This window comes from Microbacterium proteolyticum (assembly GCF_030818075.1).
In the GTDB taxonomy this organism is placed as follows: Bacteria; Actinomycetota; Actinomycetes; order Actinomycetales; family Microbacteriaceae; genus Microbacterium; species Microbacterium proteolyticum_A.
The window spans coordinates 697,161-709,467 of the sequence record NZ_JAUSZZ010000001.1 but is presented as its reverse complement, the minus strand read 5'-3'; the positions used below and the strand labels follow the sequence as shown (position 1 = coordinate 709,467).

The following is a 12,307-nucleotide window of genomic DNA, read 5'->3' as shown; positions in this document are numbered from 1 at the left end:
GTGGCTTACGTCCTCAGCTCGAACGTCGTCGCGCCGACCTTGATGGGCGCGCCCACCTTGACCTGGACCGGAGCTGCGACGCGCACCCCGTCGTGGGTGGTGCCGTTGGTCGAATCGAGGTCCTGCAGCATCCACTGATCGCCCCAGAGGACGAGACGGGCGTGGTGGCTGGAGGTGTAGTCGTCGCGGATGACGAGACCCGACTCGCTCGAGCGGCCGATGGTCAGGGGCTCGGTCCCCAGCGGCAGTTCGAGACCCGCTTTGGGTCCGCTGGTGATGACGATGCGTGAGACCGCCGAGGTCGTGGCCAGGCTGCCGGCCGGGGCGGGAGCCGGAGCGGCGGGACGTTTGACCTGGGTCGTCACCGCGTCGGGGGAGGCGACGGGCGCGGCACCGGCCGGAGCGGGGGGTGCCGCCGGCTCGGGGAGCTTGCGCACCTTGACGCCGAAAAGGTCGGCGCGCAGCGAGTAGACGACCCCGAACACGAAGAACCACAGCAGCACGAGGAACCCGCCCTGCAGAAGGAGAAGAGTCAGTTGACTCATGAGTGGGGTCCCCGTTCCCGGACGTCGAAGATGCTCGTGGCGTCGGGCGCCTGTGGGCGCCGCGGCGGCTGCGCCTGCGCGACCACACGGAACACGATATTGGTGCGGCCGATCGAGATCGTCGAATCGGGCGGGAGGGCGGCCTCGGAGATCTTGCGCCCGTTCAGCGTGGTGCCGTTGGTCGAGCCCAGGTCGCGCACCATGGCGCGCTCGCCGTCCCACAGGATCTCGACGTGTTTGCGGCTCGTGCCGGCGTCGGGGATGGTGATGTCCGCGTCGCTGCCGCGACCGATGACGGTCCGGGATGCGGTGAGCGGGTGGCGGGTGCCGTCGATGTCGACGACGCCGCGCCAGGCGATGCGGCCCTCGGTGGTCTGGGAATCGACGCGAAGTGTCCCGGTCGACAGGGAGGCGTCGCGCTCGATGGAGATGGCGACGGGACCCGCGAAGGAGTAGCCCTGCTCGCGTGCGTGCTTCTTGACCAGCGTGTCGAGCTCGGACACGAGGGTGGATCCGAGAGCGCTCATCTTCTCGTCGTCGGCGGCCGACAGGCGCACCGCGAAGGTGTTCGGAGCGAGGATGCGGTCGCGTGTGACGACGACGGCCTTCTTGTCGAGCTCACTGCGCAGCGCGGAGGCGATCTCCACCGGCTGGATGCCGCTGCGGAAGGTCTTCGCGAACGCGCCATTAACGGCGCGCTCGAGACCTTTCTCGAAACTGTCGAGTAGTCCCACAAGACTCCTTCGGGCGGCAGACCAGTAGGCACATCGTAGTCAGCACGGCTGGGCAGGTGATGGAAGGCCGCGTCGTGGTCCGCATTTCGTGACGCGGTCCTGGCCGTGATATTCTCGGGAAGTTGGTCGCGTGGCATCCTGGATGCCGCGCATGCGCGAGTGGCGGAATAGGTAGACGCGCTGGCTTCAGGTGCCAGTGCCTTCACGGGCGTGGGGGTTCAAGTCCCCCCTCGCGCACACAACGAAGAAGGCCCCGGGTTCATCCCGGGGCCTTCTTCGTTGTCTGCGGGAGCGGGAGGGCGTGAACCCGTGCAGGGGTGGGCCCCGCCGCCGGCCCCGCGCAGCGCATCCGTCGGGGAGCGTCGTTCCCCCACCCTGTCAGAGGTGGCGCCGGAGTCCTCCCGTGGGCCTTTCCCAGGCCAGCACAAACGGGCTCGACGGGCGATTCACTGCTATTCGCTCACGGCCCGGCACAAAGAAGGCACGCGCGCACGGCCATACGGCTGCATGGCCGTGCACCGACTTTCCGCCCGAAAGCGGAAGTCGATGTCGCGCACGCCTCGCTCCCCACGCCTCCGGCATAGGCCGACCGAGAGGATATGAAAGCGCCGTCGGATCTCCCGCGAATCATCACGACGCCGTGACATGCGGAGTGAATCTCGAAATGACCCGGGGGAGTCGTCGGGCGTGCCCCTCAGTAGCGGGACCGCGTTGCTCCTTGTGAGGCGTATGCGTCGAGGACCGCATCGCTGATGCGACCACGGTCAGACACCTGGAGATTGTTCGCGCGCGCCCACTCCCTGATGGCGCGGCGCTTCATCGTGCGCTGCGACCGTGTCAGATGACGAGCGTGTTCGAAGCCCTCCGTCCGCGCAGCTGCAATGAACGGTGCCAGTGCCTCGCGGAGCTTCTCGGCGTTCGCTCGCGTCAGATCGATGGAGTACTGAACCCCTTCGAGCGCGAACGAGACCGGGGTGGAATCCAAGTCCAACTCGGATCCGTCCAGGTCATCGAGACGACGAAATACCTGCTCGAGTGCCATTGCACTCCCCTCCCATTGTGCCCCCACACGAGACCAATCATACCGAGCACTTCCGATCTTTGATGGGGACTTTCTTCGAATTCGCTATATGGGTATTGATCGATCGGGGTCGCTTCTGTTCGCGATCGACAAACAGCGTCGATCGGGGAGGGGCGACGGCCGCCGGAGCGGCCGCACACGTTCCTCACCCAGAAATCCGGTCCATGCGCAACCCACCTCCGCGAATGCGTTCCTGGGAGGACCCTGGATACAACGAGCGCTCCGCCCCGAGCGGGCATCGGTTCACACTCGCGAAAGGAACAACAATGGGATTCTTCGGATTTCTTCTCCTCGGCCTCATCGCCGGCGCCATCGCCAAGCTGATCCTCCCCGGTAAGCAGGGCGGCGGCTGGTTCGTCACGCTTCTGCTCGGCGTCGTCGGCGCCCTGCTGGGCGGGTTCCTCGGCTCGCTCCTGTTCAACGCGCCTCTCCAGGACTTCTTCTCCATCCAGACCTGGCTCCTCGCCATCGGTGGCTCGATCATCGTCCTGCTCATCTACGGCCTCATCGTGAACCGCCGCGGCGCCACGCGCTGACGTCGGTTCCAGAAAGGCCCGGGGCGGTGGGACCGCGCCCCGGGCCTTTCTCCGTTCGCGGGCACGCCGCTCCCCTCGGCACCGCGCGCGAACGAACCACGACGTGGTACCCGAGCTCGTCAACCCAGCGGCGCGTCGGCACCGGACGCCCTACCGTGAGCGGATGCCACGAGACACGACCTCCGCCCTGACCCTGGCCCGTCGCATCCTGCAGACGGCCTCAGCCGACGTCGAGTCGACCGAGGCTGCCGCTCTTTCCGACGAACCCGACGGGCTGCACCAGCACCGGATTTCCGTCCGACGACTGCGCAGTGTCGCAAAGGCTCTCGCGTCGACCACCTCCACCGGGCAGACGCGCGAGCTGAGCGCAGCGTTGGCCCCGTGGGGTCGGACGCTCGGGGAGGCGCGGGATGCCGAAGTCCGCGCAGACCGTGCCGAGAAAGCCCTTGCGGAGTGCGGTATCGATGATGCCGATGCGCGTCGCCGCCTGGTGGGCGATGAGCGCGCTGCCTACCGCCACCTGCATGATCGGGTCGTGGAGGAGAACGCGACCGAGGCCGGTCGTACCCGGACCCGAGCGGTGCGCGAAGCCGGCTTGAGGTTCGACCTCGACGATCCGGAGGTTCCCGCCCAAAAGGTGGTCCGCCGTCTCCTCCGCGCGGAGGTCCGTCGCGTATCGCGCGCGGCGCGACGCAGCGATGACTCCCTCGAGCGGCTGCACGCCGTGCGCAAGGCGGCACGGCGGACGCGCTACCTCGCGGAAGCGATCGATCGGGCCGACTCCGATGTGGTCGGCGCCGACGGGCGCCGCCTCGGACGCGCAGCGAAGCGAATCCACAAGCTGCTGGGCGAACATCGCGACGAGCTGCTGCTCGCGGATCGGGCGACCCGGCTCCGTGGTCGCGCTTTCACGGCGCAGGAGGAGACGGGGCCGTACGACGCGGTCGCGGGGGCCGCCTCGGCACGGGCCGCAGAGCATCTCGAGCGCCTCCCGAAAGCCCTCGAGAAGCTGAAGAAGGCGGCGAAGCGCGTCAGCTGACCGATTCAGCGGTCGTCCGTCCTCGAGATCGGGACCGCTTCGGAGGCCCGCAGCGGGTCACTCCAGAGTCGGCGGGAGTACGAGGACGACATCGTCGCCGTCGTGCCGGTCTTCGACGAAGCCCAAGCGGGCGAGAACGTCGAAAGACGGCGCGTCCGTCGCGGCGACGCAGGCGTACAGCGGCCGCTCGGCCTCCTGGGTGGTCAGCAGTCGCAGCGCCTCGGTGGGCGCGTCGACGTCGGCGTCGGGGGAGACGGCGAGCAGGATCTCCCGCTCACCCTCGACGTCCATCGCCGCGGCGATACCGACCACCGCGTCATCCTCGAGGATGGCATGTGCGGCGACGTCGGGCCGTTCCGTCCAGGCGTCGAATGCCGGCCGATCGTCGAACGCCGCCCGGCGCCACGCGGACCGGCTGGCACGCGCGGCCGAGAACGCGGCATCCCGATCGACGTCCTCGAGTTCATGCAGGTGGATGCGAGGCATGGCGACACGTTAGCGGCCCTCGAACGCCGCCCGGACGCTCTTGTGCGCTCACGCGTAACCGTGCAGGGCGAGGAAGGTCCACGTGGCCCCGTTCGCGTCGCGGGCGGTGATCTGCGCACGGAGGTGACGGAAGAGCGCCTCGCGCGTGCCGTCGGTGACGCTCCCCCAGCCGTCGAGGTTGCGTCGCAGCACGAGGTCGGTCTGCTGCAGCGCTCTCATGTAGGGGATGTTGCGAGACGCTGACGCCATGTGAGCGTAGAAGGCCATCACGGCGGCGACGTAGGCGCGAGAGGTTTCGGCGTCGCGCACCCGATCGACGAGATCGACGGCGACGGTGATCTCCTCGTCGGTGCATCGCGGCACGGCCAAGCGAAGCGCGCCGGCGATGGTGTGCGCGGCGTACTCCCGCATGTCGGTGCGAGCGCGATCGGACAGCGCGGAGACGCGGGTGTATCGATTGGCTGCGATCTCGACGAGGCCGATCCTTTCCAGTTTCTGAAGGGCCTCGCGCACGGGCGTGCGGGAGATGCCCATCAGCTGCGCCAATTCGACATCGCGCAGGCGGTCACCGGGTTTGAGACGGCCGTCGACGATGGCTTCACCCAGGGAGCGGTACGCCTCGTCGACGAGAGCCGAAGCGCGACGGCGATCATTCATCACGCGGAGTTTACGGGTTCCGTTAGCACAGAACATCGTCATATCTGACGGAATCTCCGTTTTCGTGTCGCGCGCGCGCCCCGACGCCGGTATTGTCATCTCGTCACGCCTCGCGTGACATATCCGGGGGGATCCGTCGACGCCCGGGCTTCGAGCATCGCTCAGCCCGGGCGTCGTATGGGCTCGGATCGCGTTCGGCTCCGTGTCGGCCCGCGCAACGTTTGTGTCACGGACCCGTGCGCGTTCAGATGTCCGCCGTTACCGTGGGGGCACAGACCGGCGCGCTCGGCGCCGGCTCAAGCGGAAAACGGCATGACGATGAGCACGCAGGGCACGGTCAAGTGGTTCAACTCGGAGAAGGGCTTCGGCTTCATCGCCCCGGATGACGGCGGTCAGGACGTGTTCGCGCACTACAGCGCGATCCAGTCCGGCGGCTACCGCTCGCTGGAGGAGAACCAGCGCGTCGAGTTCGACATCGCCCAGGGTCCCAAGGGCCTGCAGGCGGAGAACATCCGCCCGCTCTGAGTCGCCGAGCCCGGCGAAACCCCACCGGCCGACCGTCGTCGGCCCGGGACGTGTCAGGTGTCCTGCCGCACCAGGTCGATTCCTGCTGCGGCGAACTGCCGGATCGTCGCGTTCGGCAGGAACGCCCGCGTCAGGGCGGCGCCGATCCGGGTGAGGTCGGCTTCGTCGCGGTACAGGAGATACATCGTCTCAGCGCACCGCTGCCCAGGCGGTACGCGCGTCGGCGAGGGCCTGCGTGGCATCGGTCGCAGCTCGGGCCGCGGAGAGGTGACGGCGCGCCCGTTCGAGGCGGAGGCGGTGAGCGATGCGATTGTCGTCGTCGTGTGCGGCATCCTCGCTCCCCGCGTCGCGCCGCTCGGCGGATGCCAGTGCCGCGCGGGCGCAGGCAAGGGTTCCGGGGAGTGCAGCGCGTGCGGCCTCGACACGACGACGCACGCTGACGGCGTCGCCGAGGAGGTGGTCGCGTTCCTCGCGCAGGCGCGCGACGGTGGCGATGGTCTCGCGGGGGCGCCGCGCCGCGGAGCCGGCGGCGTCGTCGAGCTCGGCGGTCGCGGCGCGGAGACGCTCGGCAGCGTCTTCCCGGCAGGCCTCGGGTCGCGAGGTCGCCACCTCGATCGCCTCATCGAGTTCGCTGCGCGCCGCTTGCGCCTCGGCGACGGCGTTGTCGGCGGCCTGCAGGGCGACGCGATGATCTTCCTCGACCGCGCGAAGGTGACGATCGGCGCGATGGAGAGCCGCGATGGCGTCGCGCAGATGGCCGGGCGCGGAATCGTTCGTCGCGCGGGCGAGGGCGGCATCGGCATCGGCCAGCGCAGCCGACGCCCCCTCGGCGGCAGACGCGGCGTCGGCCCAATCCAGCTCGTCGAAGCGCGCCCGCAGAGCCGCGAGCAAGGGCCCGGGATCGCCCGACGTCGCCGCCACCTCGTCTCGGCGGCGGCGGGCGGCGGCGAGGAGCCGGTCGGGCGTGCGGTGAGAGCCTGCCCACTCCGTCAGCCGTGTGCGCGTCTCCGCGACGCGCTCGTGCTGGACCGCGAGGGCCTGGCGCACACGTCGGGCCTGATCGCGGCGGCGGGCGGCGACACCGGTGTCGGCGTCGAGGGTGATCACGTCGCTGTAGCCCCGGTCGCGGACACGGTGCGCCGTCGCGCGCGAACGGCGGAGGTCGGACGGCACATCCGCCGATTCGAGCGCATCGGCGGCCTCGAAGTCGAGGTCGAGACCGTCGACCGCGTCATCGAGCGCGAGCAGAGCCGCCGCGGCTTCGGACACCGCCTGCGAGGCCGCGGCCCGGACGCGCCGTGAGCGGCGCTGCGCGCGCACGACGACGATCACCGTCAGCACCAGGAGGGCGGCCGCGGCGACGATGATCGCTGCCGGTCCCACCCACCCGAGATCAGGCATCGGCGTCCGCTCCCGCGATGGGCGCCTCGTCGACGAGCAGCAGAGCGCGCAGCTGATCGACGTCGTCGACCGCGGCCTGGGCTCCCTCCGCCTCGTGCGGCCAGCTGAAACCCCACCTCACGAAGATCACCGGGACCCCGGCATCCTGACCACCCTCGACATCGTGATGACGATCGCCGATCAGGACGGGTCGCGAGACATCCGCGCCAGCGACCTCGAGCCGGCGCAGTGCCTCGCGCACGATGTCGGACTTCGCGCTCAGCGTGCGTTCGTCGAGAGTCGCGCCGACCAGGGCTTCGAGGTCGGGCGCGAGGCCGAAGTGGTCCATGAGCGCGACGACCTGCACCTCGGGCTTCGAGCTCGCCGTCGACTGCGGCACGCCCGCCGCGTGCAGATCGTGCACCAGCTCGGCGACGCCCGGGTACAGCTGTGCGCTGACGGTGTAGCCCTCGCTCTTGTTGAGGCCGCGGTAGAACGCCACGGCTTCGACGGCTTGCTCGGGGCTCATGCCGACGTTGACCTGGAACGACTCGAACATCGGCGGGCCGATCCAGCGGGACAACTCTCCGCGCGTCGGCGGCGTGCGCCCGAAGTGGTCGAGGGTGATGGTCAGGCGGCGGAGGATCCCCTCCGACGCATCGACGAGTGTTCCATCGACGTCCCACAGGACGCACGAGAAGGGAGAGCGTTCGGGCATGCGCCCACGCTACCGGCGCGGCATCCCGCCTCGTCGACCGGATGCCGGGCGGAGATCCCTCGATCGCTTCAGGCCGAGGCGTAAGCCTCTGTCCCCGCCTGCCTCCGGTGTGTGCTCAGAACAGGCGTGGAGCGCCCGACTGCACGCCCTTCATCTCGTCGTAGTCGAGAGTGAGGCACCGGATGCCGCGGTCGGTGGCGAGCACGCGGGCCTGCGGCTTGATCTCTTGCGCGGCGTAGACGCCGGTGACCGGGGCGAGCAGGGGGTCGCGGTTGAGGAGCTCGAGGTAGCGCGTGAGCTGCTCGACGCCGTCGATGTCGCCGCGCCGCTTGACCTCGATGGCCACGGTGCCGGGGCCGTCGTCGTTGCGCAGCAGCAGGTCGACGGGGCCGATCGCCGTGGGGTACTCGCGACGCACGAGGGTGAGGTTCTCGCCCACGACCGACACCTGCTCGGCGAGGAGCCGCTGGAGGTCGGCCTCGACGCCGTCTTTGATGAGGCCCGGGTCGACGCCGAGGTCGTGCGCGGTGTCGTGGACGATCTCGTGAATGCGCACGAGGAGCGCGTCGCCGGTCTTGGCGTGCGTGACGCGCCAGCGCTGGATCACCCCGTCCTCGACGTCGACCTCGTCGGGCTGTTCCACGGTGAGCGCGCAGGGCGGGCTCATCCAGTTGAGCGGCTTGTAGGAGCCGCCGTCGGAGTGCACGAGCAGGCTGCCGTCACCCTTGTGCACGAGCAGTCGGGTGGCGAGGGGCAGATGCGCGTTGAGGCGGCCGGTGTAGTCGACGGAGCAACGGGCGATGACGAGACGCACCGCCCCATTGTCCCAGGAGTCGCGCCGGATCGTCGCCGCCTCCCTTGCCGCCCGGGGCGGGCGAAGGAGTGCGTCTGCGCTGCGGTCTGTGGCGCTTCTCGCTCAGTACTGCCCACCCGGCCACATTCCGTCGGGCAGGACGAAGCACGGGGAGAAGGACAGGATCTGCACGAAGGTCTTGTCCACGGACAGGGCGACGAGATATCCCTGCCCGTTGCTCCCGATGACGTGCGCTCTCAACTCCCCGTCTGTCGTCAGATCCGTCTCTGTCCGGTAGGAGGAGCGATCGTCGTACGCTCGTGCGATCGCTTCCGTGACGGCGGCGCCGTCGTACGTTCTGTCCGTGTTCAGAACGACCTTCGTCTGCCCAGACCACTGGTAGCTGCCTTCCTCGGTGCAGGACATGAGCACGCCGGTCGGTTTCTGGTCGACTGCGGAGACTTCATCGGCGGGGACGAAGCCGGCGAGCGTCATCTCCATCTCTTGAGCGATGCTCTTCGCTTCATCGACCGTGAGGCTCGTCTCCACGGGGGCGTCTCCCGTCTCAGGGGTGCATCCGATCGTCACCAGGACGCACGCAGTGAGGACTGCGAGGCCAGGGCGACTTCGCATCATTGGACCTTTCGAAGCATGTTGGTGGCGAACGGACCGGTGTTATCGCCGACCGACACGAGAACTGCCGTGAAACACCTCGAGCCGAGCACGCTGCTCAGTACTGCGTGCTTGGTGACATCCCCTGAGGCAGGACGAAGCACGGCGAGAAGGAAAGAATCTGCACGGAAGCGCGGTCGACGCTCTCGTTCACGAGGTAGCCGGCGCCATATGACCCGGCGACGTGGACCCCGGGCTGTTGGTCGACGGTCGGGGCCGATTCGGCCTGGAACCCCTTCTGGTTGTCGTATGCCGCGAGGATGACGTCAACGAGGTCTTGTGGATCGATCGACGCTCCGTCTTTGTAAACAACGTCCGTGCGCCCCGACCACTGGTAGCCGCGGTCGCGATCGCAGGAGATCAACGCGCCTGTGGATCGCTGCTCGACGGACGCCACTGCCTCCTTCGGCACATAGCTGGCCAGCTTCACCTCCATCTTCTGGGCGATGGACTTCGCTTCGCTCAGGGACAGGGATCGGTCTACTTTGCCGGCTCCTTCGGTTGGGGCGCACCCGCTCAGTGCCGCGAGCAAGACCGAGAACGTTGTCAGAACTGTCGTGGTGCGCTTCATTGGTCCAGTCCGATCTGCAGGTCGCTTGCGATACCGGAAGGTTCGCCGCGGCTGCGTATGCGCTCGGCCGTCGGTGCGCCCCACCTTCACGGCGGTGGCGCTCATGACCTCATCCACGCCAGCCGATCAGTACGTGTCCCCAGGTGACATGTCCGCCGGGAGGTGGAAACAGGGCGAGAAAGAGGCGATGCGAACGCCGGTTCGGTCAGGGTCCTCGGACACCAGGTAGCCGGCCCCGGCAGGCCCGACGATGTGGGCCCGGGGTTCGCCATCGGATGTCCGCTCTACCGATGCGGCCAGCGTCCCTCGGCCGTCATAGGCGGCGACGATGTCGGACGTCATTGCTGCGGCATCCACACGCTTTCCGGCCACGATGCGGACTGTCGTCGAACCCGTCCACTGATATGTCCCCTGAGTGCTGCAGCGCAGCAGCACGCCGGCAGAGCGCTGGTCTGTGTACGCGACGAGATCCTGAGGAACGAAGGCGGCGAGCTCCCTTTCCATGACTTGCGCGACATTCTTCGCCTCGGTGACCGTGAGAGATTCGTCCACATTCGATCCTTCGTTGGTGGAATTGCAGCTCGCGAGTAACAGGATGACGATGACCCCCAGAACAAGCGTGTTGAGAGGCCGGTGTGTCATTTGCGAACCTCCCGGTAGATGTCCTCGAGAGCGGAGTGATTCTCCGCGTCTCGACTGGCGATGAGGTTGTGATTATCGATCGGATGGGTCGTCATGGGGATGGACGGCGGCCCTCATCCAACGACCGGCGTGTGAGGAAGGATCGCCGCCGTCTCGGCAGCAGTCGTGGTGGATGCCATTTCGCCGTCCGCCTGCACGTAGGCGAGAGCGATCCGACCTGCCGCGATCACGACGTCGCCGCCATGCTGCACCGCTCCGCGTCCGGTCCGTCGCCGGATGTCGGTCGCACCGTGCAGTGCGGCGAGGAGGCCTCGCTCGTTCGCTAGGACGTGGACGACCCGGTCGAGGGCGGCCAGGCCGTCGCTCACGGCCTGCCCGAGCGACTCGAGCGCGGTCGCCACGGTGTCGGTGGTCGAGAGGAACCCCGCTACGTCTATCGAATACCGCCCACTCATGACTCCACGGTAGGAAGAAGCCGGATGCGGCGACGGGGCGTTCACCGATCTGTGGATAACTCGGCGAGGGACCGGCATCCGATGACCTGGGGGTCGAGGTGTCTCTCGCAGGCGGACCGCGAGGGCGGTGGCGAGTTCGCGAGGCCGTCTCCTCCGGTCACGTTCCCCGAGGAGCACCACGTGCGCTCACTCGCGGCGCGCGGGTTCCTCGACGGGTTCGGTCACCGGGAGCGGCTTGGCGGCACCCGAGAACAGCCCGGATGCCACGATCAGCCCGACCACGATCAGCAGGGTGTTCAGCAGGCCGATGTGGTCGCCGATCCACCCGAGGATCGGGGGGCCGCAGAGGAACGCCACGTACCCGATGGTCGCCGCGGCGGCGACGCGCGAAGCGGCCTTCGCGGGGTCGTCGGCGGCGGCGGACATGCCGATAGGGAAACCGAGCGAGGCGCCCAGGCCCCAGAGTGCCGCACCCACGAAGACGAGTGGACCGAACGGAGCGAGGATGAACAGCAGCAGACCCGCGGCCGCGGTGACGGCGAGAATGCGCAGCACCGGAACGCGTCCGAAGCGGTCGACGACGGGACCACCGACGATGCGCCCCAGCGTCATGGCGACGGAGAAGACGGCGAGCACCGCGGGACCGGCCTCCTCGGGGGCCCCGTGACCGTAGACCACCGCGGAGGGCAACCAGTCGTTGGCGCTCCCCTCGGCGAAGGCCATGCCCAGCATGATCACGCCGAGCGTGTACGTGCGCGGCTCACGCCATGCCTGCAGCGAGACGGCGAGGCGCTCGCGCCAGTGCGCGCGCTCCTCGTCGGCGGGAGCGTCCATCGCGACGGGGGTGTGCGGAACATTGGCCACCGCGACGAACGCCACGACGATGACCACGACACCCATGGAGACGCAGTGGGCGACCACGGGGATACCGGCGCTCACCGCCACGAACCCGAGGCCCGCGCCGATCACGGTGCCGAAGCTGAAGAAGGCGTGCAGGAGCGGCATGATGGTGCGGCCCGTGGCCTTCTCGAGGGCGGCGCCCTCGACGTTCATCATGACGTCGACGGCGCCATTGCCGAACCCGAACAGGGCGAGACCCACCAGGGCGACGCCGAAGAGCTGCAAGGAGTCGGCGCCGAAGCCGATGATGGTGAGCCCGACGCCGCCCAGTGAGAGGGTGACGAGCATGCCGGTGCGTGCACCGAGACGCGCCATCACCGCGGGGGCGATCGACAGACCGATGATGGATGCCACTCCCATGCCGAGCAGCAGCAGGCCCACGCCGGAGTTCTCGATGCGCAGAGACTCGCGGATGGCCGGCACCCTCGACGCCCACGTGGCGACTCCCAGTCCGCAGGCCAGGAAGATCGCGCAGATCGCGATGTGCCAGCGCACGAGCTGGGAGCGGGTCAGCGTGGGATGCATGAGGCCACTGTACCGAATCGATTCGAGATTGATCGAATCGATTCGGCA

General features: G+C 68.5%; 17 protein-coding genes and 1 tRNA gene. 4 read left to right on the top strand and 14 right to left on the bottom strand.

Annotated features, from left to right (window positions below; all coding sequences use genetic code 11):
- Positions 1 to 5 precede the first annotated feature (5 nt).
- Entirely contained in the window at positions 6 to 545 is a 540-nt protein-coding gene (locus QE392_RS03405; RefSeq protein ID WP_307447915.1) for an FHA domain-containing protein FhaB/FipA, read from the bottom strand.
- A complete protein-coding gene (locus QE392_RS03400) occupies positions 542 to 1,279 on the bottom strand; it encodes an FhaA domain-containing protein (protein ID WP_307447912.1) in 738 nt (245 codons plus the stop codon). The genes QE392_RS03405 and QE392_RS03400 overlap by 4 nt, the downstream gene beginning before the upstream one ends.
- Positions 1,280 to 1,432: 153 nt before the next feature.
- Between QE392_RS03400 and QE392_RS03395 the strand changes: the two genes are divergently transcribed.
- A tRNA-Leu gene (locus tag QE392_RS03395) sits at positions 1,433 to 1,516 on the top strand.
- A gap of 457 nt (positions 1,517 to 1,973) precedes the next feature.
- Here the strand turns inward: QE392_RS03395 and QE392_RS03390 are convergent.
- Positions 1,974 to 2,321, bottom strand: a complete 348-nt coding sequence (locus tag QE392_RS03390; RefSeq protein ID WP_307447909.1) for a histone-like nucleoid-structuring protein Lsr2 — start codon at positions 2,319 to 2,321, stop codon at positions 1,974 to 1,976.
- Between the two features lie 305 nt (positions 2,322 to 2,626).
- On the opposite strand from QE392_RS03390, the gene QE392_RS03385 reads away from it, so the two are divergent.
- Complete coding sequence (locus QE392_RS03385) at positions 2,627 to 2,896, top strand: GlsB/YeaQ/YmgE family stress response membrane protein (RefSeq protein WP_307447906.1); 270 nt, start codon at positions 2,627 to 2,629, stop codon at positions 2,894 to 2,896.
- A gap of 163 nt (positions 2,897 to 3,059) precedes the next feature.
- Complete coding sequence (locus QE392_RS03380) at positions 3,060 to 3,935, top strand: CHAD domain-containing protein (RefSeq protein WP_307447903.1); 876 nt, start codon at positions 3,060 to 3,062, stop codon at positions 3,933 to 3,935.
- Positions 3,936 to 3,992: 57 nt separating this feature from the next.
- Here QE392_RS03380 and QE392_RS03375 read toward each other — a convergent pair whose 3' ends face one another.
- Complete coding sequence (locus tag QE392_RS03375; protein ID WP_307447899.1) at positions 3,993 to 4,421, bottom strand: GNAT family N-acetyltransferase; 429 nt, start codon at positions 4,419 to 4,421, stop codon at positions 3,993 to 3,995.
- Between the two features lie 48 nt (positions 4,422 to 4,469).
- Positions 4,470 to 5,078: a GntR family transcriptional regulator gene (locus tag QE392_RS03370; protein WP_307447896.1), complete on the bottom strand. Its 609-nt coding sequence runs from the start codon at positions 5,076 to 5,078 to the stop codon at positions 4,470 to 4,472.
- Between the two features lie 318 nt (positions 5,079 to 5,396).
- Here QE392_RS03370 and QE392_RS03365 point away from each other — a divergent pair, with 318 nt between their 5' ends.
- Positions 5,397 to 5,603 (top strand): cold-shock protein, encoded by a 207-nt coding sequence (locus QE392_RS03365; RefSeq protein ID WP_307454008.1) that lies wholly within the window; start codon positions 5,397 to 5,399, stop codon positions 5,601 to 5,603.
- A gap of 53 nt (positions 5,604 to 5,656) precedes the next feature.
- Here the strand turns inward: QE392_RS03365 and QE392_RS03360 are convergent, their stop codons facing one another.
- The 9 genes from QE392_RS03360 to QE392_RS03320 all read right to left on the bottom strand — a co-directional run bounded on the left by QE392_RS03360 (position 5,657) and on the right by QE392_RS03320 (position 12,259).
- A complete protein-coding gene (locus QE392_RS03360; protein WP_307454187.1) occupies positions 5,657 to 5,788 on the bottom strand; it encodes a hypothetical protein in 132 nt (43 codons plus the stop codon).
- Between the two features lie 4 nt (positions 5,789 to 5,792).
- Positions 5,793 to 7,004, bottom strand: coding sequence for a hypothetical protein (locus QE392_RS03355; RefSeq protein ID WP_307447893.1), 1,212 nt, complete (start codon positions 7,002 to 7,004; stop codon positions 5,793 to 5,795).
- Positions 6,997 to 7,701, bottom strand: coding sequence for an HAD hydrolase-like protein (locus QE392_RS03350; RefSeq protein ID WP_307447890.1), 705 nt, complete (start codon positions 7,699 to 7,701; stop codon positions 6,997 to 6,999). Before QE392_RS03350 ends, QE392_RS03355 begins: the two co-directional genes overlap by 8 nt.
- 115 nt (positions 7,702 to 7,816) lie before the next feature.
- Entirely contained in the window at positions 7,817 to 8,515 is a 699-nt protein-coding gene (gene nucS / locus QE392_RS03345) for an endonuclease NucS (RefSeq protein WP_307447887.1), read from the bottom strand.
- A 102-nt stretch (positions 8,516 to 8,617) separates the two neighbouring features.
- Positions 8,618 to 9,043: a hypothetical protein gene (locus QE392_RS03340; protein WP_307447884.1), complete on the bottom strand. Its 426-nt coding sequence runs from the start codon at positions 9,041 to 9,043 to the stop codon at positions 8,618 to 8,620.
- 181 nt (positions 9,044 to 9,224) lie between these two features.
- On the bottom strand, positions 9,225 to 9,842 hold the full coding sequence (locus QE392_RS03335; RefSeq protein ID WP_307447881.1) for a hypothetical protein: 618 nt from the start codon (positions 9,840 to 9,842) through the stop codon (positions 9,225 to 9,227).
- Positions 9,843 to 9,863: 21 nt separating this feature from the next.
- On the bottom strand, positions 9,864 to 10,289 hold the full coding sequence (locus QE392_RS03330; protein WP_307447879.1) for a hypothetical protein: 426 nt from the start codon (positions 10,287 to 10,289) through the stop codon (positions 9,864 to 9,866).
- Between the two features lie 203 nt (positions 10,290 to 10,492).
- Positions 10,493 to 10,834 carry a hypothetical protein gene (locus tag QE392_RS03325; RefSeq protein ID WP_307447875.1) on the bottom strand — a complete coding sequence of 114 codons (342 nt, stop codon included), beginning with the start codon at positions 10,832 to 10,834 and terminating at the stop codon, positions 10,493 to 10,495.
- Between the two features lie 186 nt (positions 10,835 to 11,020).
- Positions 11,021 to 12,259 carry an MFS transporter gene (locus QE392_RS03320; RefSeq protein ID WP_307447870.1) on the bottom strand — a complete coding sequence of 413 codons (1,239 nt, stop codon included), beginning with the start codon at positions 12,257 to 12,259 and terminating at the stop codon, positions 11,021 to 11,023.
- Positions 12,260 to 12,307 lie beyond the last annotated feature (48 nt).